Here is a 21,959-nt window from a genome sequence, read left to right on the forward strand (position 1 = left end):
GGCGCTCACGCGTTGACCGGAAGGTGCTTGCCCCAGAACTCCAAGATCTTCTCGAAGCGCTGGCGGCGGTGCCACGGGGTGCCAGAGCGCGACAACTCGTGGTTCTCGCCCGGGAAGACCAGGATCTCGGCGTCCACCCCTGCCTGCTTGAGCCGGGCGTAGTAGGTCAGGCCCTGCTGCAGCGGGCAGCGCAGGTCGAGTTCGGAGTGCAGCACCAGCGTCGGCGTGGTCACCTGGCCGGTGAGCAGCATCGGTGACTGACGGTTCATCTCCTCGTCCGTGTTGCCCTGGTACTGGCCCGCGAAGAACCAACCGATGTCGGACGAGCCGACGAAGCTGACCCCGTCGAGGAAGCCACGTTCGACGATCGCGCCGGCCCAGCGGTGGTCGTGGGCGATGATCCAGGCGGTCATGTAGCCGCCGTAGGACCCACCCATGACCCCGACCCGGTCACCGTCGAGGGCGTCGTCGGCCGCCACCGCCTGGTCGAGGAAGCTCAGGATGTCGACCATGTCGAGGTTGCCCATGTCGCCCTTGATCGCCTTCCCGTGGTCGCTGCCGTAGCCGGACGAGCCGCGCGGGTTGCAGGCCACCACCGCGTACCCAGCCTCGACGTAGACCTGGAACTCATCGAAGTAGTGGTCGGTGTAGGCGGCGTAGGGGCCGCCGTGGATGTTGAGCAGCACCGGGTGGGGTCCCTCGCCGGAAGGCTTGAGCACCCAGCCGTGCACCGGGGTACCATCAGGGCTGGTGGCGGTGAACTCGACTGGTTCGACGACGGTGGTCTGCTCGCGCAGGTCGGCGCAGAAGTCGGTGAGCAGCTTGGCCTTGCCCTTGCCGGTGATCCGGACGACGTCTCCGGTCGAGCCGGTGTCAGCGACGGTGGCGTAGAGCTGGCCGCCGGCCTCGGCCGCACCCAGCACGTAGTGGGGGCCGTCGTGCACGACGCTGACGTCGCCGTCGGCGCGCACCTTGAGCAGGCGGGTCGAGCCGCGGTGCCCGTCGACCAGCAGCACCGCGTCGTCGCCGATCGGGGTGAGGGAGGAGTCCGGCGTGACCGCGGGGTCGGTGAGCTGGGTGGCGGTGCCGCCCTCGGCGGGCATCACCCAGACGCCGCCGTGGTGCCCGACGAAGTCCAGGCCGTCCTCGCCCAGGTCGCGGGCGAGCATGAACAGGTGCTCGGCGTTGTTCGAGAAGGTGGCGCCACCGGCGGAGGTCAGCGCCTTGGGGCGCCCGGTGTTGGTCAGCCGCTTCGGCTTGCCACCGGTGGGCGCGCTGGCCTTGCCGGTGATCGGGATGCGGTAGAGGTCGCTGACGAGGTCGTTCTCACGACTGTCGTGCGCCGCACCCGAGACGATGATCGCCTTGCCGTCGGGGGTGAAGGTGGGCTCGGACCAGTCGATCTCGTCGTCGGTGAGCCGGGCAGCGACCGGCACCAACGGGTTCGGCGGGGTCTCGCCCGACTCCTTGGCGGCCTCGGCGGCGGCCTTGGCCGCTCGACCCTTCGGCTTGACCGGGGGCTCGGCGTCGAGGTCGGGCACGTCGATCAGGAAGACCTGCGAGGGGCGACCGTTCAGCCAGCCCAGTCCGTTGAACTGCAGCCGGTTGCCGGTGAAGTGGCGGGGGTCCTCGAGGTTCGCGGGGATGTCGTCGTCGGTGCCGTAGCGGCCCTGCTCGGGCACCCGGGTGGTGTAGACCAGCCGGGCTCCGTCGGGTGAGAAGGCGAACGCGCTGACCCCGAGCTTGGCATCGGTGATCACCATCGGCTCACCACCGTCGGCCCTGACCAGGGCCACCTGGGGCGGCCCACCCGCGGCGCGCAGGAAGCCGATCACATCGCCGTCGGGCGAGAACTGTGGCGCGAAGTCGTTGAGCCCTCGGGTGATTCGACGGGGCGCGCCCTTGCGCGGCACCCGCCACAACTGGCTGAGCGAGGAGTCGATGTCGAAGTCAGGACGAGCCACCGACACCACCGCCCAGTCACCGGAGGGGTGCACGGACGGGGCAGACACGGTACGCAGCAGCGGAAGTTGGTCAGGGCGCATGAGTTGACCCTATCGATCGGGCCAGCGCCGAGCAGATGAGGCGTCGTCTTGGCCGAGCTTGGCGGTCGAGTGATGGTTTCGTGCCACGCGATCCGGGGAAAGTTCCGAAATCGGCCGAAATGGCCGATCCCGTGGCACGAAACCATCAGGTGCTCGCCGTGACCGTCGAATCTGGCGAGCCTGTTCCGTCATCACTGCAGGAGGGGGCGATCCACGCCCCCGACAGAGAGGATGGGACCATGCCCTTGTACGCAGTGTTCCTGCACCACCCCGCCGACCAGCCCGAGGGGGAGTCCGACGAGGCTGCCCTGGCCGAACACGACGCGCACGGTGCTGAACTGAGTGCGAGCGGCCGGCTGCGATTCGCAGCCCCGCTGGCAGACCCGGCCGAGACGGTGAGCGTGCGTGGGGGTGAGGTGGTCGCGGGACCCTACACCGAGACCTCTGAGGTGGTCGTCGGCTTCTACGTGATCGAGGCCGACGACCTCGACGCGGCGGTGGCGGTGGCCAGGCAGAACCCGATCAACCACCAGGGTGGCGGGGTCGAGGTGCGCCCGGTCGCTGGTTGAGGGAGGTGGTACCGGCGATGGTGGTCTCGAGACGCTCCTTGGTCGCTCCCCGACCGACGACCCGACCGGCGGTAGCGTCGCGCCATGAGTGCTGGACGCCCGGCGACCGCCGCCACCCTCGCCGTGCGCGAGATGCGTGACTTCGTCCTCGAGAACACCGCCGACTACGAGAAGCTGCGGGCCGGCTTCGAGTGGCCCCGACTCGAGGAGTTCAACTTCGGACTGGAGTGGTTTGACGTCGTCGCCGGCGAGCACCCCGACCGGATCGCGGTCAAGATCGTCGAGGACGACCTCACCGAGTCACAGATCAGCTACGGCGAGCTCGCAGCCCGCTCCGACCAGGTCGCCAACTGGCTCATCGACCTGGGCATGCAGCGCGGCGACACCATGATCGTGATGCTGCACAACACCATCGAACTGTGGGAGGTGCTGCTCGGCCTCACCAAGATGGGCGCAGTCGCCATCCCCACCTCGACCCTGGTCTCTGAGGTCGACCTGGCCTGGCGCATCGAGACCGCCCAGGCCCGGTTCGCGATCGCCCCGAACGACCTGCTCGCCAAGTTCTCGCAGGTGCCACAGGGACGCATCGTCTCGATCGGCATCGGTGAAGACCTGCCCGAGGGGTGGGTCGACTATCGCGACTCGTCCCGCGCCGCCACCGAGTTCGAGCCCAGCGCCCCGACCAAGGCCGATGACCTCTGCCTGCTCTACTTCACCTCGGGCACCACGTGGCGTCCCAAGCTGGTCGAGCACACCCACGTCTCGTACCCAGTCGGGCACCTGTCGACGATGTACTGGCTGGGGGTTCGTCCCGGCGACGTGCACCTCAACATCAGCTCCCCCGGCTGGGGCAAGCACGCCTGGTCGAACTTCTACAGCCCGTTCCTGGCTCAGGCCACTGTGTTCATCTTCAACTTCAACCGGTTCCACGCCGAGACCCTGATGCAGATCATGGACACCCACGAGGTGTCGTCGTTCTGCGCGCCTCCGACGGTGTGGCGGATGCTGATCCAGGCCGACCTGTCGAAGCTCACCAAGCCGCCGCGTGAACTGGTCGGTGCGGGTGAGGCGCTCAACCCCGAGGTGATCAACAAGGTCCGCGCTGCGTGGGGCAACACGATTCGCGACGGCTACGGCCAGACCGAGATGACCTGTTCGATCGGCAACGGCCCCGGTCAGCCGATCACCCTCGGCGCCATGGGACGACCGATGCCCGGCTACCAAGTCGCCCTGCTCGACACCGCCACCGAAGAGGTGATCGAGGGTGTTGGTGAGGGTGAGATCTGCCTCGACCTGTCCAGCCCCAACATCGCCCTGATGCGCGGCTACCACGACGACCAGGCGATGACCGACCAGGCCAGGCGCAACGGCTACTACCACACCGGTGACGTGGGACGACGCAACGACGACGGCTCCATCACCTACGTCGGTCGGGCCGACGACGTGTTCAAGGCGTCGCACTACAAGATCTCTCCGTTCGAGCTCGAGTCGGCGCTGATGCTGCACGACGCCGTGGCCGAGTGTGCGGTGGTCGCCTCACCGGACGAGCTGCGCGGAAACGTGCCCAAGGCCTACGTGCTGCTCGCCCAGGGGCATGCCGCGGACGCCGACGTGGCGCGCTCGATCTTCGTCCACGCCCGCCAGTACCTCAACGGCTACCAACTCGTGCGCATCATCGAGTTCGTCGAGGAGTTGCCCAAGACGGTCAGCTCCAAGATCCGCCGGGTCGAACTGCGCGAGGCCGAGGCCCAGCGGGTGGCCAGCGGCAGCACCGACCGGCAGTGGTTCGAGCGCGCACTGCGCCGCAGCACGTCGCAGTGACGGGGCTGGGCGCGGGCGGCGACGCCGGTCAGGCGACGACCTCGTCCATCGCTGAGCGCACCCCGTCGCGTTCGAGCAGTTCGACCAGCCGGCGCACCCGGTCGTCGGTGGGGTAGGACGCCCACAACACCCCCAGGGCACCGACCAGCATCGGGACGATGGTCTGCACCAGGTTGAGTTGCAGCACGAACGAGCCCGCCATCCACAGGATCGCGCCCATCTCGGCGACCGCGGCGGCGTAGACGGTCGAGGTGCGCAGTCGCACCATCGAAGTGCTCGTGGGCTGCGGATCGTCCGCCCTCAGCGCCGGGACGACGAACGGCATCGTCGCGACCCGGCGTCCGAGCAGGGCGAACGCGACCACCACCAGCAACCCCACCAGCAGGTGGGTGAGGCCCTCAGGGCCCTCGACCCCGCTGGTGACCAGGAACATGGTGACGCTGATCATGATCACCGCCACGGTCATGGTCACCGAGACGATCCGGGCCGACATCACCGCCTGCTTGGGCTGCAGCACCGGCCGGCCCGTGCCCTGGGGCGCGGTCATCTCAGGCCCTTCCGTAGACGACGACCGAGTAGGGGCCGAGCGCGATCTCGGCCGAGGCAGGCATGCCGTCCTGGGCCGGGCCGTTGGCCTCGACGTCGCTGGCGTACTGGTCGCCGAAGTCGTCGGAGTAGATCTTGGAGTCGGAGTTCAGCAGCAGTTCCCATCGGCCAGCGGCGGGGAACCCGATCCGGTACTGACCCCACGTGTTGGTGCTCAGGTTGAGCGCCACCACCACGTCATCGCCGGCGCCACCGTTCATCCAACGGTGGAAGGCGATCACCTTCGAGGAGTTGTTGGCCTGAATGACCTGCATGTCCTGGCCCATCAGGCCCTTGGAGCGACCTTCGTTGTTGAGCCGCAGCCGCACAAGGTCGCGATAGAGGCGGACGATGCCGTGGTACTCCTCGTTGAGGTGCCAGTCCAGCGGCACGTCGTCGCGGAACCACTCGCCCTGCAGGAACTCCTGGCCTTGGAACAGCATCGGGATGCCCGGTGAGGTCAGCACCAGCCCCGCGCCGAGGGTCGAGCGCTTCTGCCCGAACCAGCCCTGCGGGTCGCCCGGGTTGACCTCGGTCGGAATGCGGGCCTTGCCGTTGGCGACCTCGTCGTGGCTCTCGGTGTAGATCACCCGCTCGTAGGCGTCGCCGTAGTTGTAGGTGATCGCCTTGACCACCGCCTCGACCGAACGGTTTTCGTCGCGCATCTCGGTGAGCGCACCCCGGACCGGGTGGACGAAGTGGGTGTCCCACTGGGAGTGGAAGTGGGCGTCGTCCGGGCCGGTGTCGGTGACCGCGTGCACGCCATGGAGGTCTTCGGCGATCAGGATCGCGTCGGGGCGCTTGGCGCGGATCTCGGAGTTGATCTCGCGGCACATCGCCCAGCCCTCGGGGATGTCACGCTCGCCACCGTTGACCGAGCGCATGAACGGGGTCATGTCGTAGCGCAGGCCCTGCACGTGGTAGTGGTCGAACCACATGTTGGCGTTGTCGCGCAGGAACTGGCGCACCTCGGGTCGTCCGTAGTCAGGGCGGGTGTCACCCCACGGGGTTGCCGACTTCCAGTCGTTGTAGAAGTAGATGCCGCCCTTGTCGTTCTCGCTCCAGCCGTCGAACTGCCACAGGTCGAGGTCGGAGGGACCGAGGTGGTTGTAGACCACGTCGACGATCACCGAGATGCCGCGGCGGTGGGCTTGTTTGATCATCGCCTTGAGCGCGTCCGGGCCGCCGTAGGACGACTCGATCGCGAAGATGTGGGCGGGGTTGTAGCCCCAGGACTTGTCGCCGGCGAACTCCATCAACGGCATCAACTGGATGCAGTTCACACCCAGCTGCGAGATGTGGTCGAGGCGTTCGGCGACCTGGTCGAGGGTCCCGTTCTCACCGGCGAACGAGCCGACGTGCATCTCGTAGATCACCAGGTTGTTGTGGTTGGGGGTGGTGAAGGTGTCGCCCTCCCAGTCGAAGCTGGCGTGGTCGACGATCACGCCGTTGCCGATTGAGTTGGTCACCTGCATCGCGTAGGGGTCGATCCGCCACAGTTCCATGTCGCCGTTGCGCAGGAAGAACTGGTACTCGTCACCGGCCTTGGCGCCGTCAACCCAGCCGTACCAGTAGCCGTTGCCCTCGTGCTCCATCGAGTGCACCTGGTTGTTCCACTCGTTGAAGTCGCCGGCGACGCTGACCGAGTCGGCGTGGGGCGCCCACACCCGGAAGCCGCAGCCCCCGTCGGCGACGATGGCACCCATACCGGGCAGGTTCGACATGTGTTCTCCTCAAACTGGACGAGCTGGGGGTGGAAGAGCGCGGGCGGACCCCGCGCTGCAGCCGGGCACAGACTATCGGTCGGGCACGAACCCCGTGCTCAGGCGGTTGTCGGGGGGCATCTGGGCGCATCAGACCTGGACGCGGCAGCGCCCGTCCCGCCGGCGACGGGACGGGCGCGCCACTCGGTCAGGGGGTGCGCTCCCAGAACCGCAGGGCGTCCAGCGCGGTGAAGAACCCCGCAGCATCGTCGACCGGCAGCACGCCGTCATCGGCGGTGACACCGGCCGCCTCGAGAAGGGTCGCCGCCTCAGGCACCCCACCGATGAACTTCTGGTGGACGAAGGCGTCGCGGACGAAGTCCTTGGCCTCGGGCATCACCGCCAGTGCAGCGATTCCCTTCTCACCACCCACCACGGCGACCGCGTCGAACAGCACCGACGGGGCTGCGGTCACCGCGTGGTCGACCGGCAGCAGCGTGCCGTCGTCCAAGGTGGCGCCGCCGACGGCCTTGGCGACCAGGGCGACGGCGGCGCCGGCGTCCACACCGGCCTGCTGCAGGGCGTCGACGACCGCCTTGGGTGCGCCGTCACCGAGCAGCACACCGAGCTTGCGTCCGCGGAAGCTGGCCTCGGGCCGCTGCAGGATGCTCAGGGCGGGTGAGCCCTCCACGTCCTTGGTGGGCATCGCCGCGGGGGAGGCCTCGGGCAGTGGCATCCCCAGCCCGTCGGCGACCTGTTGGGCGAAGGCCTCGTCCACGTTGCGCAGGTTGGCGAGCATCCTCGTGCGGATCGGTGGGGTCTCGACCTTGCCCAGTTCGAAGACGAACGCGTCGACCATGTGCTCGCGCTCGACCGGGGTCTGGCTGCGCAGGAACATCAGCGCCTGCGAGTAGTGGTCGGCGAAGCTCTCGGGGCGCAGTTGGCGCATCTGGCCACCGGCGTCCTCGGGGAAGTGCCGGTAGCCCTGCTCGGGGTCCTCCCGCGGTCCGCGGTTGTCGCCGGTCCACGAGTTGGGTTCGTAGGCGGCTCGTCCGGTCGGCACCTGGGTCTGCATGTGACCGCCGCGCTGGAAGTGGGCGACCGGGCAGCGCGGGGCGTTGACCGGGATGTGGCTGAAGTTGGTCGAGCCGAGCCGTTTGAGCTGGGTGTCGAGGTAGGAGAAGTTGCGGCCCTGCAGTAGCGGGTCGTTGGTGAACCCGATGCCGGGCACCACGTTCTGGGTCATGAACGCCACCTGCTCGATCTCGGCGAACACGTTGTCGACCACCCTGTCGAGCACCAGGCGGCCCACCTTGCGCACCGGCAACACCTCTTCGGGAATCAGCTTGGTGGGGTCGAGCACGTCGAAGTCGAAGCTGTCGGCGAACTCGTCGTCGAAGACCTGCAGGCACAACTCCCACTCCGGAGGGTTGCCCGACTTGATCGCCTCGAACAGGTCGCGGCGGTGGAAGTCGGGGTCGGCACCGTTGATCTTGACCGCTTCGTTCCACACCACCGACTGCAGGCCGAGCTTGGGCTTCCAGTGGAACTTGACGAAGTGGGATCGTCGTTCGGCGTTGACCATGCGGAAGGTGTGGACGCCGAAGCCCTCCATGAACCGGAACGAGCGGGGGATGGCACGGTCGCTCATCAGCCACATCACGTGGTGGGTCGACTCGGGCATCAACGAGATGAAGTCCCAGAAGGTGTCGTGGGCCGAGGCGGCCTGCGGGAAGCCGCGGTCGGGTTCCTCCTTGACCGCGTGCACCAGGTCGGGGAACTTGATCGCGTCCTGGATGAAGAACACCGGCATGTTGTTGCCGACGATGTCCCAGTTGCCCTCCTCGGTGTAGAGCTTGACCGCGAAGCCACGCACGTCGCGGGCGAGGTCGATCGAGCCGAGGTTGCCGGCCACCGTCGAGAACCGGACGAACGCCTCGACCCGGCGACCCTTCTCCTGGAACAGGTGGGCCGAGGTGATGTCGCTCAGCGACTCGTAGGTCTCGAAGAACCCGTGCGCGCCGTAGCCACGAGCGTGGACGACCCGCTCGGGGATGCGCTCGTGGTCGAAGTGGAACAGCTTCTCGCGGGCGGCGAAGTCCTGCATCAGCAGCGGGCCGCGGGGGCCGGCACGCAAGGTGTTCTGGTCGTCGCTGACGGGTTGGCCCTGCGCGGTGGTCATCCTGGGGCCGCCGTGCTCGATGGTCTGGTGGTGCTCGCCGCCCTGGCCCAGGTCGTGGGCGGGCATGGCGTCGACACCGTCGGGGTCGGTGGCGCCCGGTGGGCGCGAGTCGGCGACGGCAGGGGTGGCCGGGTCGTTGCGCTTGCGGCCGGGCTTCTTGTCGGTCGGCTGCTGGTCGGTCGGCTTCTTGCTGGCGGATGCCTTGGCGGCGGGGCTCTTCTGGCTGCCCTTGGTGCGGGCAGGCTTCGGGGTGGTGGCCATGGTCGCGACGCTAGGCCCGCGGCGCGGCGGACGGGCCCGGCCGGGGGGCCTCCACACCCCTGCGGGGGGCCGGGTTCAGGCGTCGTGCCACATCCCGATCTGCACCGGTGCACCCTCGCCGGCCTCGATGCGGTTCAGCTCCCCGAACCCGAAGCGCTCGTAGTAACCGACGAGGTCTTCCGCGCACTCCAGGTAGAGCGGGTGGCCACCGGCCGAGGCGTGTTCGACCCCTTCCTCGACCAGGCGGCTGCCGACACCGCGCGCCTGGCCCGAGGGCAGCACCGCCACCCCGGCCAGGTACCAGTGCGGCACGGCAGGGTGGGCGTCGTGAGCGGCCCGGTCGAGCAGCGGGCCACGGCGGCTGAACTCCTTGAGGTGGCCTCCCGGGATCAGCGGCATCACCGTGGGCAAAGCCACCAGACCTCGCCACGACGGCACCCGCCACTGGCCCGGCGGCATCCAGGCCGCGACCCCGTCGAGTGCGGCCGAACTCTCGTCCACCGAGACCGTCAGTCGCCCTTTCGAGAGCGCGTGGCCCAGGCTCGCGCGGAAGAACCCCGGCAGCACGCGGGCGCGTACGTCGTCCGCTGCGATCAGCCAGCGCCACTGCGGGGTGGCACCGAAGGCCGACGCGAAGATCGCGCTGGCCGCCTTGAGGTCGGCGCGCACGGCAGGACGCACGATCGAGGTCATGGGCTGAGCCTACGCACCCGGGCTCGCCGGTAGGCTGGCCCGGTGCTGACGATGCAAGACGCCCTCACCAAGCTCTCGGAGTACTGGACCTCGCGCGGCTGCCTGATCTGGCAGCCGTTCAACACCGAGGTCGGCGCCGGGACGATGAACCCCGCGACCGTGCTGCGGGTGCTCGGTCCCGAGCCGTGGGACGTCGCCTACGTCGAGCCCTCGGTGCGTCCCGACGACTCCCGCTACGGCGAGAACCCGAACCGGCTGCAGACCCACACCCAGTTCCAGGTGATCCTCAAGCCCGAGCCCGGCGACCCCCAGGAGCTCTACCTGGGCTCGCTCGAGGCGCTCGGCATCGACCTGGCCAAGCACGACGTGCGCTTCGTCGAGGACAACTGGCGTCAGCCCGCGATCGGCGCTTGGGGCCTGGGCTGGGAGGTCTGGCTCGACGGCATGGAGATCACCCAGTTCACCTACTTCCAGCAGGTCGGCGGGGTGAACCTCGACCCGATCCCGGTCGAGCTGACCTACGGCATGGAGCGCATCCTGATGGCGCTGCAGGGCGTCCAGCACTTCAAGGACATTGCCTACGCCACTGCGGCCGACGGACGCACCGTCACCTATGGCGAGGCGTTCGGCCAGCAGGAGTACGAGATGTCTCGCTACTACCTCGACGACGCCGACGTCGAGGCCAACCGGCGGCTGTACGACACCTACGTCTCCGAGGCCACCCGCATGGTCGAGGCCCGGCTGCCTGTGCCCGCGCACAACTACATCCTCAAGAGCTCGCACGCGTTCAACGTGCTCGATGCCCGCGGCGCGATCTCGACCACTGAGCGGGCCAAGGCCTTCGCCACCATGCGCCGGCTGATGCGCGACACAGCAGCGCTGTGGATCGAGCGGCGTGAGGAGCTCGGCTTCCCGCTGAAGCGCGAGGAGGTCGCCGACGACCGCGCTCCCGAGCCCACCTCCGCTGAGCTGCCCGACGAGCCGCAGACCTTCGCCCTCGAGATCGGGGTCGAGGAACTGCCCCCGCACGAGGTGCCGCTGCAGGTCGGCGCGCTCAGGGCGACCCTGACCGAGCAGTTGGCCGCCACCCGGCTCGAGCACGGCGAGATCACCGTCGACGGCACTCCCCGCCGTCTGGTCGCCGTGGTCGAGGACGTCGCCGCCCACGAACCCGACGCCGAACAGTTGCGCCGCGGACCCAAGTGGGCCGCAGCCTTCGACGCCGACGGCAACCCGACCAAGGCGCTCGAGGGATTCCTTCGTGGCCAGGGGGTCACCGTCGACCAGGTCGAGAAGGCCGACTTCAACGGCGCCGAGCACGTCGCCGTGCGCTCGACCCAGGCTGGACGAGCCGCCCTCGAGGTGCTGCAGGGCATCGTCGAGACCACCGTCAGCGGGCTGCGCGCTGAGAAGAACATGCGCTGGAACGACCCGAAGCTGTCGTACTCGCGCGCCATCCGTTGGCTGGTCGCGCTGTGGGGTCCTGCGGTCGTCCCCGCCCGGATCTCTGATCTGATCGCTGGACGCACCACCCAGCTGCAGCGCACCGCCGCCGGGTTCAACGGTGCCGACGAGGCGCTGATGCCCGACCTGCCCCGCGGTGAGGCCACCGTCGCCACCGCCGGTGAACTGCTCGAGGTGCTCGGACGAGGCGCCATCGAGTTGTCGTCGGACGAGCGCCGCGCCTCGGTGCTCGAGCAGGCGAACGCGCTCGCGTCGTCCGTCGGTGGACGCATCGATGCCGAGGCCGACGGCGCCGTCGTCGACGAGATCACCAACCTGGTCGAGGACCCGCACGGGGTGCTCGGCTCGTTCGACGAGCGCTACCTCGACCTGCCGGCCCAGATCCTCACCACGGTGATGCGCAAGCACCAGCGCTACCTGCCGGTCTACGCCGCCGACGGCTCGCTGCTGCCGCACTTCGTCACGGTGGCCAACGGCCCCTGTGACGACGAGACCGTCGCCGCCGGTAACGCCTCGGTGATTCGCGCCCGCTACGAGGACGCGCTGTTCTTCTGGAACTCCGACCTCAAGTCCACCTCGGCCGAGGAGTTCGTGCCCGGGCTGGAGCAGCTCACCTTCGAGGAGCGGCTGGGCTCGGTGGGGCTGCGTGCCCGCCGGATCGCCGACGTCGCCGGTGCGCTGGCCGAGCGGGTCTCGCTGGGTGACGACGAGCGTCAGGCCTTGTCGCGTGCGGGTCAGCTGGCCAAGTTCGACCTGTCGAGCCAGATGGTGGTCGAGATGAGCTCGCTGGCCGGGTTCGTCGCCCGCGAGTACGCGGTGCGGATGGGCGAGACCCAGGCCGTGGCCGATGCGCTGTACGAGATGGAGCAGCCGCACACCTCGCGTGACGCGGTGCCCGCGTCGGTGCCCGGTGCGCTGTTGGCGCTGGCCGACCGCTTCGACCTGCTCGCCGGCATGTTCGCCCTGGGTGCCAAGCCGACCGGCTCGTCCGACCCGTTCGGTCTGCGCCGGGCGGCGCTCGGTGTGGTGCGAATCCTGCGTGAGGTCGAGGGTGTCGGTGCCCTCACCGTGCGTGACGGGCTGACCGCTGCTGTCGAGCGACTGCGCCAGCAGGGCATCGAGGTGGCCGACGACGCGGTCGACTCGGCCGTGGAGTTCACGCTGGGGCGCTGGGGCGTGCTGCAGCGCGACGAAGGTGTGCCGGCCGACCTGGTCGGTGCGGTGCTGCCCTCGGCCGAGGCCCCAGGAAGAGCCCAGGGCCTGCTGCGGGCGGTGCAGGCACGTTTCGACGACGACGCTCTCGCCGCGCTGGTGGCCGCACTCGTCCGAATCGGACGAATCGTTCCCGCGGGAACGCCGGCCAAGTTCGACGCCGCGCTGCTCGTCAGCCCGAGTGAGCAGGCGCTGCGAGCCGCGCTCGACGAGGCTCCCGTCGGCGCCACTGTCGGCTTCGACGAGGTGGTCGACGGATCGGGTGCGCTGGTGGCTGCCACCAACGAGTTCTTCGACCAGACCTTGGTGATGGCCGACGACCCGGCGCTGCGGGCGTCGCGGTTGGGACTGCTGGCCAGCGTGCTGGCCAAGGCGCCGGCTGGGATCGACTGGCGCTCGCTCGACCTGGCGCTGGGACAGAAGGCACAGAAGTGACGCCAATGGTTGGTCGAGTAGCGAGGTACGAGCGTGTCGAGACCCTCTGACAACCCGTTCAACCCCGACCTGTGGGAGGCGGTGCCCGGCTTCGACTTCACCGACATCACCTACCACCGGGCCAAGCACGTGCCCGCGGTGCGGGTGGCGTTCAACCGTCCCGAGGTGCGCAACGCGTTTCGTCCGCACACTGTCGACGAGCTGTACCGTGCCCTCGACCATGCCCGGATGGCCTCCGACATCGGCTGCGTGCTGATCACCGGCAACGGGCCGTCGGCCAAGGACGGTGGCTGGGCGTTCTGCTCCGGCGGCGACCAGCGGGTCCGCGGACGGTCGGGCTACCAGTACGCCGACGGCGAGACCGCCGAGACGGTGGACGAGCGGCGTGCCGCCGCCGAGGGTGGGCGGTTGCACATCCTCGAGGTGCAGCGGCTGATCCGGTTCATGCCCAAGGTGGTGATCGCCCTGGTCAACGGCTGGGCAGCCGGCGGGGGCCACTCGCTGCACGTGGTCTGCGACATGACCCTGGCCTCGGCCGAGCACGCCCGGTTCAAGCAGACCGATGCCGATGTCGGCTCGTTCGACGCCGGGTTCGGGTCGGCCTACCTCGCCCGCCAGGTCGGGCAGAAGGTGGCTCGCGAGATCTTCTTCCTCGGTGAGACCTACGACGCCCAGCGTGCCTACGAGATGGGCACGGTCAACCGTGTCGTCCCGCACGCTGAGTTGGAGGATGTCGGCCTGGACTGGGCGGCCAAGGTCTGCGGCAAGTCACCGACGGCTCAGCGGATGCTGAAGTTCGCCTTCAACGCCATCGACGACGGGCTGATCGGGCAGCAGGTGTTCGCCGGTGAGACCACCCGTCTGGCCTACATGACTGACGAGGCCGTCGAAGGACGCGACTCCTTCCTCGAGAAGCGCGACCCCGACTGGTCACGCTTCCCCTACTACTACTGATGGTCACGCTTCCCTGCTACTCCTGACCGGATCGGCTCGGCGTCGCAACAACACCGTTTTCGGATGGCGGCGCGCGGCTCGACTTCGTCGCCCTGGACCTCGGCGACCCCGACCGGCTCGGGTCCGATGAGCCAGAATTGGGGCATGGATCCCACCTTCGAGGGCACCTGCGCCTTCCGGATGATGCCCTACGACGAGCTCGCCGATGCCCCCTCCTCGGCCCGCCTCCGTGAGGTCGACCCCAGCCAGCTCCAGGCCGAGTACGCCTGGGTGCACCCCACGGACGGCCCGCAGCGCGGAGTCCTGCTCATCGGCGGCCCTGAGGAGGGCGCGACCGAGGTCACCGCCGCGTGGGCCGACAGCTGGCACCAGAAGCCCGGCCTCATGGTCATGGCCGGCGAACGCCTCGGCGGCACGGTCACGCTCGAGGCGACCTACGCCGACGACTGGCGCTGGCAGGTCGAGCTTGCCGGGCTGGACGGGGACTCCCCCACGATGACCATGCGCAACGTCGTGCCGGCCTCCGCGCTCGAGGCTCTGCCCCCGGACGCCCCGGCGATCGAGGCCGGCCCCTATGACGTCATGGTGGCGCGCTGGACTCGCACCCCCTGACCGTGTTCTGGGCAGGTGCGGCGCTGCTCGTGCCCGCGCTCAACGCCGGCGCGGTGGGGGTACCTGTTCGGACGAACCTCCGCCGAGCTGCAGGGGCGGGTGCAGTCGACCTTTGGGCTGCTGGTGATGACGCTGGGCGCCATTGCCCCGGCGCTGTCGGGATGGCTGATGGCTCGCCAGAGGGTCCGGGTGACCGTGGTGATCTTCATCGTGCCCGTGGTCATTGCCGCCCTGGTCAGCGCATTCTCGCGCCAAATCCGTGCCGTCCGCGGCCTGCGGTCTGGGAGTCCGGGCCGCTGTGACGTTCCGGGAGCGCCGCCGGGGCGCTGGCGGAGCACCTGGGGTCGGTAGCCTTCGGCCATGGTCTCCGCCGACGATCTGCCTGACTACTTCGCCAAGCTCAACCCGGTGCCGGCCGCCGAGCGTCCAGACCTCGTCGCCGCGCCGGTGGCCGCCGCACTGAAGCACGTGCCGCAGGCCTTGGTCTTCGAGATCGATCCTGAGTTGGCCGACACCGCAGCCCTGTGCGCCGAGTTCGACCTGCCGCTGGAGACCGCGGCGAACTGCGTCGTCATCGCCGGGAGTCGCGGCGAGGTCGACAAGACCGTCGCCTGCATGGCGCTGGCCACCACCCGGGTCGACGTCAACCGCACCGTGCGCAAGAAGCTCGACGTGCGCAAGTGCAGCTTCGCCCCGATGGACTACGCGGTCGAGGCCACCGGCATGGAGTACGGCGGCATCACCCCGGTCGGAATGCCGGACGACTGGCCGATCTGGATCGACCGGGCCGTGGTCGATGCCGGCTGGGTCTGCATCGGGTCGGGGGTGCGCTCGTCCAAGCTGCTGCTGCCCGGGACGGCACTGGCCGACCTGCCCGGTGCCGAGGTGGTCGAGGGCCTGGCCGGCTGAGCGGCCTGGCCCGCTCAGGGCCCGAAGGTCGCCGCCACCCGCAGCCGCTGGTCGAGACGCACGTCGAGGTCGCGCACCATCACACCGATCTCGGGCCGGCGCAGCGGGAACGGCTCCACCTCGTGCTGGTCGAGCTTGCGATTGGCGACGAGCAGCGGAAGCCACAGCAGCAGGTTGGCCGACGACAGCCGGACTCGGTCGACCCGGAGCACCATCGCCTCGTCGATCGTCACCCGTGCGCTGGCCCGCACCCGTCCCCGCAGGAGACCGAGTCGCATGGTCACGCCCGCCTCGGGCAGGTACTCGCCCCGGCTCGGTCGGGCCAGCGCCAGCGACAGGCCCGACACTGCGCCCCGGCCGTCAAGGCCGCGGTTGACCACGTCCTCGACCAACCCTTCGAGGTCAGCGATGCCGACCTCCGCGCGCAGATGCCCATGCAGTGGACGATCTGGAGTGGGTTCGTCCAGTTCGAGCACCACCTGGTCGACCGTCTCGATCCAGCGGACGGGCAGGTCGTTGAAGGCGCCGTCGACCCAGACGTCTCGTCCCTCGACCGATGCCGGTTGGGCGAGCAGGCCCACCGAACGGGCCACGCCTCGTGAACCGGCCACGGGCATCTCGGCTGTCGTCGCGGGGGATGGCTGGGTACTGGGCTGGCCGGGATCCGTGGGAGCCCCGGTCGCCTCGGGGTTGAGTAGTTCGTCCGGCACCCGGAACCGCACCCCGGTCAGCCAGACGTGCAGCCGCTCGATGGTGTCTCCGATGCGCTCGGCCTCGACCCGCGCCGCGTCGGGGTTCTCGACCACGTCCGGGTGGCGCCGCAGCTCGTCGATCACGCGGGAGGCCAGTTGGGGCCCATCCAGAGGGCGTGGGGGTGGGCCAAGCGGGATGCTCATCCCACCCACCGTAGCGAGGGGCGGAGGCAGCCCTCGCTCGAACGGCCTTGGCCCAGCGGCCAGGGTGGCGACCGGGCAACGACACCGCAGAGTGAGGTCCGACTCTCACCTACCGTGGAGCTCAGGAGGTGGTTCAGATGGCGAACACCACCCGAAGGGGGAAGGACGACGAGTTCGCCGTGGCCCGCATCTCGTTCAGCACCGAGTCGCTGCACGACCTGGTCGCTCGTACCGGTGGCGAGCCTGGCACCGTTGTCCTTGGTGGCCCCCAAGGCACACGCCCCAGCACGGTCGAGGCATTCCGTGACGGCTCGGTGTGTGCCCCAGCCTCCGGGTCACCCGCGTCGGGATCGCCGTCCAGTTCTGCCAGTGAGGCCACGAAGAGGGTCAGAGGCCGATCCAAGCCCGGAACGCGTCCACACCCTCGTAGCTGATGGGCTCGTCCGGGCGGACGAAGTCGTCCGCCGACAGCACCAGCACGTGGTGGGTCTGCCAGCCCTGGGCGTCGTTGCGGCGCTCCCGGGTGGTGTCGACGACCCGGTAGCCGATCCGTCGGCTCACCCCGAGTGAGCGGGTGTTGTCGGTGAACGCTCCCGAGCGGCACTCGACCGCGCCGAGTTGGTCGATGGCCAGCCCGCACACCATCTGGCGCATCAGCGTGCCGATGCCCTGGCCCTGGTGCTCCAGGCCGACCCAGCTACCGGTGGACGCCACCCGCATCATGCTGAACGCCTTGCCCTGCAGGCTCTGCATGCCGACCAGTCGTCCACGGTGCCAGGTACCGAAGTTCACGTTCCAGTCCTCGGGCATGCAGGCCGCCCGCTCGCCCCAGTAGAACCGCAGCGTGTTCGCCGGCAGCACGTCGTGCGGCACGGTCGCCCAGTCGTTCATGAAGGGCATCAGCTCGTCGCCGTGCACGCCACGCAGGGCGACCTCGATCAGCTCGGGCAGGTCGTCGTCCGACAGCCAGCGCAGCTCGACCTCACCGCAGCGGATCACCAGCCCGGCTGGGGGAAACATCTCTGCCATGCGCACCCGGCAAGTCCACCATGCGCGCAGCCTGGCTCGCCAGCGAGTTACGGGCAGCCGCTGAATGCCACGTCGACAACGTCGAGCACAGGTGTGGCAGACCTCACATTCTGCTCACAAATCGCCGTCGAGGTCTGGTCGGCGGCCGCTGCGCAGGCGTCTACTTGACGCCATGGGTACTGACTGGAGCAAGAAGATCGGCGGCGGGTCCGTCGGCGACGTGTTCGGCAGGAAGCTCTCCGCGCGGGTCAACGTCACCCACACCATGGCCATCCACTTCGTCGGGCTGCACTGCGAGATCAGGATGGACGACGGGGACGACCTCACCGGCAGCGTCACCTGTCGAAGCGCCACGTCGTCGAGCGAGGTCAAGATCCCCCGGATGACCCTGGCAAACTAGGGCGACGAGAACCGCACCTACGCCACGTCTGAACAGATACACCGCGGGGCGCCGGCGGCAGTCACCCTCGGTGGGCTGCTGCACGAACGTGACAACTTCGGTCTGGCCTATACCCTGCGTGACCTGGCTGGCTCGCTCACCATCGACCTGCACGAGGTCGGCGGCGGGGCCCAGCCACCGCTGCAGCCACCGGTCGGCAGATCACCCGGCATCGGGCAGTGGACCCACAAGGTCGTGGTGCAGACCACCGATCCTGACGGCGAACTCGGACGCTACGGCGCTCACTTCCTGGTGCAGGTGCTGCCGACCTGAGCTGGCCTCACCCAGCCAGGACCCTCACTCGGCCAGGCCGTAGAGCCGGTCGCCGGCGTCCCCCAGGCCGGGGACGATGTAGCCGCGCTCGTCGAGTCGCTCGTCCACCGCGGCGACCACCAGCGTGGTCGGCACGTCCAGCTCGTCGACCAGGCTGCGGAAGTGCTCGATGCCTTCGGGGGCGGCCAGCAGGCAGATGCAGGTGATGTGGTCGGCGCCGCGCTCGGTGAGGAACTTCACCGTGCCACCCAGCGATCCACCGGTGGCCAGCATCGGGTCGAGCACGTGGCACTGGCGACCCGACAGGTCCTTGGGCAGTCGTTCGGCGTAGGTCACCGGCTGCAGGGTCTCTTCATTGCGGGCCATGCCGACGAAGCCGACCTCGGCGGTGGGGACGAGCTTCATCATGCCCTCGAGCATCCCGAGGCCGGCGCGCAGGATCGGCACCACCAACGGACGAGGCCGCTGCAGCGACACGCCCGTGGTCTCGGCGACCGGGGTCTGGATGGTGCACGCCTCGACCCGCACCTCGCGCGTGCCCTCGTAGGCGAGCAGCGTCACCAACTCCTCGACGAGTTGGCGGAACACCACCGAGGGGGTGTCCCGGTGGCGCAGCAGGGTCAGCTTGTGGGCGACCAAGGGATGTTCGACGACGCGCAGTTCCACGTCGTCCACAATGGCACATCGCCACCGTGGTTGAGGGCGAGGATGCCGAGCTGGGCCAGTGTGGCTCTGGTCAGGGCATCGGCGCGACGTCCACGACGAGATTGCCCACCGGGCGAGCGGCCAACACTGGCGCGATGACGTACGGTGAGCACGTGGACACCATGGGCGCGCACGACGCTGACGACGACCGCCTCGACGAGGACCTGGTCGACTTCGAGGCCGACGACCCCGACGACGACATCATCGGCGAGGACGTCGACGACGACAGCGATGACGACGACTCCGACGATGACGGTGACGATGACGACGAGGATGACGACCTCGAGGACGCCGGCGCCGACGACATCGACTTCGTGGTGGCCACCTACCGTGAGGACGGGGAGCCGGTCGCGGCGGCGATGACCCTCGACCTCGCCAACGACCTGGACGAGTTGATCACCCAGTTGCAGCGCCTGCCCGGCGACAGCGGAGCCCTCGGCGCGGTCTCGATCGCAGGCGAGTTCTTCGTGTTGGTGCGGGTGCGCGGACGCAATGTGCAGGTGCTGCTCAGCGACTCCGTGGCCGCCAATGACTGGCCGCTGGCCCGCGACGTGGCCGACTACCTCGGTCTGGACTTCCCCGACGACGAGGACGACTCCGAGGTGATCGGCGACTTGGCGATGCTCGCCGACCTGGGCATCAGCGAGTTCGACCTGGAGCAGTTGGCCGACGACCTCGAGGAGTCGTCGGACGACCAGGTGGTTGCGCTGATGGAGCGGCTCAAGTTCGGACCGCAGTTCCAGCGGGCCGTCCAGAGCCAGCAGTGACGGGCCGACGGCGTGAGGATGGTCGAGGCCATGGGGCTTGCGCTGGAGCAGGCCCGACTGGCCCCTGAGTCCGGCGACGTGCCGATCGGCGCGGTCGTCCTGTCGGCCGAGGGTGAGGTGCTCGCCGTCGCCCACAACGAGCGAGAACTGCACGGTGACCCGACCGCGCACGCCGAGGTCGTGGCGCTGCGGCGGGCGGCCGAGCGGGTCGGGCAGTGGCGACTCGACGGCTGCACGCTGGTGGTCACCCTGGAGCCCTGCACCATGTGCGCGGGCGCCATCGTGCTCAGTCGGGTCGACAAGTTGGTCTTCGGTGCCTTCGACCACAAGGCCGGGGCAGTCTCATCCCTGTTCGACGTGGTGCGGGACCCACGGCTCAACCACCGTCCCGAGGTGGTGGCCGGAATCCTGGGCAATGAGTGCGGCGAGTTGCTGCGCACGTTCTTCGGCCAGCACCGCTGAGTCGTCCCGCTGCCCACCAGCCCCGACGGATTGGCGGCCCCACCACGACCTGTCGTACGCTTGTCGGCGGTGACGTGTCTGAGCGGCCGAAAGAGCTCGCCTCGAAAGCGAGTGTGGTGAAAGCCACCGAGGGTTCAAATCCCTCCGTCACCGCCATGTGACTCCCGGTCACCGCACTCCCGGACCCGCCCAAGGGTTCGGGAGTTCGTCGTTGGTGCGACTTTGCTGCTGGTCGTCGGTGTGGTGGTCGGGTGCAGGGTGAAACACTGAGCCATGGATCCGTTCGACCTCGCCCTGCTGGTGGGCGCGGTCGTCGCGCTGGTCGCGATCGGCGCCGCCCGACTGGGAAGCCGACTCGGGCTGCCAGCCCTGCTGCTGTTCCTCGGCGTGGGCATGGCCTTGGGCAGCCCGCAGATCGGTGGCATCACCTTCAACGATGCAGACCTGGCGCTTTCGTTGGGCTTTGCCGCGCTGGTGCTGATCCTCGCCGAGGGTGGCCTGAGCACCAAGTGGGAGACGATTCGTCCCGCACTGGGGCTGGCGACGGTGCTGGCCACGATCGGGGTTCTGGTCTCGATCGGACTGGTCGGGGCCTTCGCCCACTTCGTGCTTGGGGTGCCCTGGACGGTCGCCTTCCTGTTCGGGGCGGTGACCGCGCCGACCGACTCGGCGGCGGTGTTCTCGGTGCTGCGCAACGTGTCGCTGCCGGCGCGGTTGCGAGCAGCGCTCGAGGCCGAGTCCGGGCTCAACGACGCCCCGGTGGTGCTGTTGACCATCGTGTTCACCCAGATGGCCTTGGGACGACGTGCCGAACACGGCATCGCGGTGCAGTTGCTGATCATCCTGCTGGAGTTGGCCGGCGGATTGCTGCTGGGTGCGGTCGTCGGGGTGGTGGCGGCGTTCATCATGCGTCGCGTGCCGCTGCCCTCGTCCGGTCTCTACGCGATCGCCGCACTGTCGTGGGCGGTGCTGGCCTATGCCCTCGGCGTGGCCACCCACCTGTCGGGCTTCGCCGCGGTCTACGTCTGCGCGCTGGTGATCGGCAACGCCGGGTTGACCCACCGGCACTCGGTGCGGTCGTTCGCCGAGGGCATCGGCTGGATCGCCCAGATCGGGCTGTTCGTGATGCTGGGCGTGCTCGCCACGCCTGAGCGGTTGACCTGGCAGGCGGTGACCGCGGGTGTGCTGGGTGGGTTGTTCCTGACGTTCATCGCGCGGCCGTTGGCTGTGGTGCTGTGCGCGGCACCGTTCCGGTTGCCCTGGCAGGAGGTGGCCTTCCTCAGCTGGGCGGGGCTGCGGGGTGCGGTGCCGATCATCTTGTGCACCATCCCGTTGGCGGCCAAGCTGCCCGCGGCCGACATGCTGTTCGACATCGTGCTGGTGTTCGTCATCGTGTTCACCGCGATCCAGGCACCGACACTGGCCTGGATCGGGGCGAAGCTCGGGCTGGTCGACCCGTCGGGACCCAGTGACGTCGAGATCGAGGCCGCCCCGATCGACAAGTTGCGCGCCGACCTGCTCTCGGTGCGGGTGCCGGCGGGCTCACACCTGGCCGGGGTGGCGGTGCACGAACTGCGGATGCCGACCAACGCGGTCGTCTCACTCGTCGTGCGGCAAGGTCGTCCGTTCGCTCCCAACGGACGCGACGTGCTGCAGGAGGGGGACGAGATGTTGGTGGTCACCGCCCCCAACCAGCGGCGCCAGGTCGAGGAGCGGCTCACTGAGATCGGGCGAGGCGGACGACTCGCGCGGTGGCGGGGTTATCGCGCCGTCTGAGGTGTACCCCCTGCGTCCGCCCGGTGTTCGCTTGCGACCGCGCGGCGCCGGCGTCCCGCTTCGTCCCGGCACAGGTCGGCTCACCGAGCGAACGTTTGAACCTGTGCCGAGTGAACAAGGTTGTGCCGAGTCGTGCGGACGGGGCCGCGTGATCGGGCCCGTCGTGG

Annotated in this window: 19 protein-coding genes and 1 tRNA gene; 12 read left to right on the forward strand and 8 right to left on the reverse strand. The window is 69.1% G+C overall.

The window, feature by feature from the left end:
- Positions 1-5: 5 nt before the first annotated feature.
- Positions 6-2,045, reverse strand: coding sequence for a S9 family peptidase (locus tag IE660_RS08510; protein ID WP_203567935.1), 2,040 nt, complete (start codon positions 2,043-2,045; stop codon positions 6-8).
- Positions 2,046-2,284: 239 nt separating this feature from the next.
- On the opposite strand from IE660_RS08510, the gene IE660_RS08515 reads away from it, so the two are divergent.
- Positions 2,285-2,614: a YciI family protein gene (locus IE660_RS08515; protein ID WP_203567936.1), complete on the forward strand. Its 330-nt coding sequence runs from the start codon at positions 2,285-2,287 to the stop codon at positions 2,612-2,614.
- An 84-nt stretch (positions 2,615-2,698) separates the two neighbouring features.
- Positions 2,699-4,435 carry an AMP-binding protein gene (locus tag IE660_RS08520; protein WP_235997280.1) on the forward strand — a complete coding sequence of 579 codons (1,737 nt, stop codon included), beginning with the start codon at positions 2,699-2,701 and terminating at the stop codon, positions 4,433-4,435.
- A 28-nt stretch (positions 4,436-4,463) separates the two neighbouring features.
- On the opposite strand, the gene IE660_RS08525 is transcribed toward IE660_RS08520, so the two are convergent.
- From IE660_RS08525 to IE660_RS08540, 4 genes are all read right to left on the reverse strand, one after another.
- A complete protein-coding gene (locus IE660_RS08525) occupies positions 4,464-4,982 on the reverse strand; it encodes a hypothetical protein (RefSeq protein ID WP_203567937.1) in 519 nt (172 codons plus the stop codon).
- A 1-nt stretch (position 4,983) separates the two neighbouring features.
- Positions 4,984-6,744 carry an alpha-amylase family glycosyl hydrolase gene (locus IE660_RS08530; RefSeq protein ID WP_203567938.1) on the reverse strand — a complete coding sequence of 587 codons (1,761 nt, stop codon included), beginning with the start codon at positions 6,742-6,744 and terminating at the stop codon, positions 4,984-4,986.
- A 187-nt stretch (positions 6,745-6,931) separates the two neighbouring features.
- Positions 6,932-9,166: a catalase gene (locus tag IE660_RS08535; protein WP_328701905.1), complete on the reverse strand. Its 2,235-nt coding sequence runs from the start codon at positions 9,164-9,166 to the stop codon at positions 6,932-6,934.
- Positions 9,167-9,241: 75 nt separating this feature from the next.
- Positions 9,242-9,859, reverse strand: a complete 618-nt coding sequence (locus tag IE660_RS08540; RefSeq protein WP_203567939.1) for a GNAT family N-acetyltransferase — start codon at positions 9,857-9,859, stop codon at positions 9,242-9,244.
- 51 nt (positions 9,860-9,910) lie between these two features.
- On the opposite strand from IE660_RS08540, the gene IE660_RS08545 reads away from it, so the two are divergent.
- The 5 genes from IE660_RS08545 to IE660_RS08565 all read left to right on the forward strand — a co-directional run bounded on the left by IE660_RS08545 (position 9,911) and on the right by IE660_RS08565 (position 15,445).
- Positions 9,911-12,970 carry a glycine--tRNA ligase gene (locus tag IE660_RS08545; protein WP_207731034.1) on the forward strand — a complete coding sequence of 1,020 codons (3,060 nt, stop codon included), beginning with the start codon at positions 9,911-9,913 and terminating at the stop codon, positions 12,968-12,970.
- Positions 12,971-13,003: 33 nt separating this feature from the next.
- Entirely contained in the window at positions 13,004-13,924 is a 921-nt protein-coding gene (locus IE660_RS08550) for a 1,4-dihydroxy-2-naphthoyl-CoA synthase (protein WP_203567941.1), read from the forward strand.
- A gap of 144 nt (positions 13,925-14,068) precedes the next feature.
- Positions 14,069-14,536 (forward strand): hypothetical protein, encoded by a 468-nt coding sequence (locus IE660_RS08555; RefSeq protein WP_203567942.1) that lies wholly within the window; start codon positions 14,069-14,071, stop codon positions 14,534-14,536.
- Between the two features lie 99 nt (positions 14,537-14,635).
- Entirely contained in the window at positions 14,636-14,887 is a 252-nt protein-coding gene (locus IE660_RS08560; protein WP_203567943.1) for a hypothetical protein, read from the forward strand.
- 9 nt (positions 14,888-14,896) lie between these two features.
- Positions 14,897-15,445, forward strand: a complete 549-nt coding sequence (locus IE660_RS08565; RefSeq protein ID WP_203567944.1) for a YbaK/EbsC family protein — start codon at positions 14,897-14,899, stop codon at positions 15,443-15,445.
- Positions 15,446-15,459: 14 nt separating this feature from the next.
- Here the strand turns inward: IE660_RS08565 and IE660_RS08570 are convergent, their stop codons facing one another.
- Together IE660_RS08570 and IE660_RS08575 are read right to left on the reverse strand one after the other, a co-directional pair.
- A complete protein-coding gene (locus IE660_RS08570; RefSeq protein WP_203567945.1) occupies positions 15,460-16,341 on the reverse strand; it encodes a hypothetical protein in 882 nt (293 codons plus the stop codon).
- A gap of 387 nt (positions 16,342-16,728) precedes the next feature.
- Entirely contained in the window at positions 16,729-17,370 is a 642-nt protein-coding gene (locus tag IE660_RS08575; RefSeq protein WP_235997356.1) for a GNAT family N-acetyltransferase, read from the reverse strand.
- A gap of 172 nt (positions 17,371-17,542) precedes the next feature.
- Between IE660_RS08575 and IE660_RS08580 the strand changes: the two genes are divergently transcribed.
- Positions 17,543-17,770 carry a hypothetical protein gene (locus IE660_RS08580; RefSeq protein ID WP_203567947.1) on the forward strand — a complete coding sequence of 76 codons (228 nt, stop codon included), beginning with the start codon at positions 17,543-17,545 and terminating at the stop codon, positions 17,768-17,770.
- A 336-nt stretch (positions 17,771-18,106) separates the two neighbouring features.
- Here the strand turns inward: IE660_RS08580 and upp are convergent, their stop codons facing one another.
- Positions 18,107-18,748 (reverse strand): uracil phosphoribosyltransferase, encoded by a 642-nt coding sequence (gene upp / locus IE660_RS08585; protein WP_203567948.1) that lies wholly within the window; start codon positions 18,746-18,748, stop codon positions 18,107-18,109.
- Positions 18,749-18,882: 134 nt separating this feature from the next.
- Here upp and IE660_RS08590 point away from each other — a divergent pair, with 134 nt between their 5' ends.
- The 4 genes from IE660_RS08590 to IE660_RS08605 all read left to right on the forward strand — a co-directional run bounded on the left by IE660_RS08590 (position 18,883) and on the right by IE660_RS08605 (position 21,792).
- Positions 18,883-19,554, forward strand: a complete 672-nt coding sequence (locus tag IE660_RS08590; RefSeq protein WP_203567949.1) for a tRNA adenosine deaminase-associated protein — start codon at positions 18,883-18,885, stop codon at positions 19,552-19,554.
- Between the two features lie 30 nt (positions 19,555-19,584).
- On the forward strand, positions 19,585-20,016 hold the full coding sequence (tadA, locus tag IE660_RS08595) for a tRNA adenosine(34) deaminase TadA (protein ID WP_203567950.1): 432 nt from the start codon (positions 19,585-19,587) through the stop codon (positions 20,014-20,016).
- A 68-nt stretch (positions 20,017-20,084) separates the two neighbouring features.
- Positions 20,085-20,172: transfer RNA gene (locus IE660_RS08600), tRNA-Ser, on the forward strand.
- A 117-nt stretch (positions 20,173-20,289) separates the two neighbouring features.
- Positions 20,290-21,792: a potassium/proton antiporter gene (locus tag IE660_RS08605; protein WP_203567951.1), complete on the forward strand. Its 1,503-nt coding sequence runs from the start codon at positions 20,290-20,292 to the stop codon at positions 21,790-21,792.
- Positions 21,793-21,959 lie beyond the last annotated feature (167 nt).

This window comes from Aestuariimicrobium ganziense (assembly GCF_015352975.1).
GTDB lineage: Bacteria > Actinomycetota > Actinomycetes > Propionibacteriales > Propionibacteriaceae > Aestuariimicrobium > Aestuariimicrobium ganziense.

Excerpts from the sequence above, each read along its gene's own strand:
- IE660_RS08515 (WP_203567936.1), top strand. The coding sequence starts at position 2,285 with ATGCCCTTGTACGCAGTGTTCCTGCACCACCCCGCCGACCAGCCCGAG.
- IE660_RS08540 (WP_203567939.1), bottom strand. The coding sequence starts at position 9,859 with ATGACCTCGATCGTGCGTCCTGCCGTGCGCGCCGACCTCAAGGCGGCC.
- IE660_RS08590 (WP_203567949.1), top strand. The coding sequence starts at position 18,883 with ATGACGTACGGTGAGCACGTGGACACCATGGGCGCGCACGACGCTGAC.
- IE660_RS08530 (WP_203567938.1), bottom strand. The coding sequence starts at position 6,744 with ATGTCGAACCTGCCCGGTATGGGTGCCATCGTCGCCGACGGGGGCTGC.
- IE660_RS08525 (WP_203567937.1), bottom strand. The coding sequence starts at position 4,982 with ATGACCGCGCCCCAGGGCACGGGCCGGCCGGTGCTGCAGCCCAAGCAG.
- IE660_RS08520 (WP_235997280.1), top strand. The coding sequence starts at position 2,699 with ATGAGTGCTGGACGCCCGGCGACCGCCGCCACCCTCGCCGTGCGCGAG.
- tadA (WP_203567950.1), top strand. The coding sequence starts at position 19,585 with ATGGGGCTTGCGCTGGAGCAGGCCCGACTGGCCCCTGAGTCCGGCGAC.
- IE660_RS08510 (WP_203567935.1), bottom strand. The coding sequence starts at position 2,045 with ATGCGCCCTGACCAACTTCCGCTGCTGCGTACCGTGTCTGCCCCGTCC.
- IE660_RS08555 (WP_203567942.1), top strand. The coding sequence starts at position 14,069 with ATGGATCCCACCTTCGAGGGCACCTGCGCCTTCCGGATGATGCCCTAC.
- IE660_RS08545 (WP_207731034.1), top strand. The coding sequence starts at position 9,911 with ATGCAAGACGCCCTCACCAAGCTCTCGGAGTACTGGACCTCGCGCGGC.
- IE660_RS08535 (WP_328701905.1), bottom strand. The coding sequence starts at position 9,166 with ATGGCCACCACCCCGAAGCCTGCCCGCACCAAGGGCAGCCAGAAGAGC.
- IE660_RS08575 (WP_235997356.1), bottom strand. The coding sequence starts at position 17,370 with ATGGCAGAGATGTTTCCCCCAGCCGGGCTGGTGATCCGCTGCGGTGAG.
- IE660_RS08580 (WP_203567947.1), top strand. The coding sequence starts at position 17,543 with ATGGGTACTGACTGGAGCAAGAAGATCGGCGGCGGGTCCGTCGGCGAC.
- IE660_RS08605 (WP_203567951.1), top strand. The coding sequence starts at position 20,290 with ATGGATCCGTTCGACCTCGCCCTGCTGGTGGGCGCGGTCGTCGCGCTG.
- IE660_RS08570 (WP_203567945.1), bottom strand. The coding sequence starts at position 16,341 with ATGAGCATCCCGCTTGGCCCACCCCCACGCCCTCTGGATGGGCCCCAA.
- IE660_RS08565 (WP_203567944.1), top strand. The coding sequence starts at position 14,897 with ATGGTCTCCGCCGACGATCTGCCTGACTACTTCGCCAAGCTCAACCCG.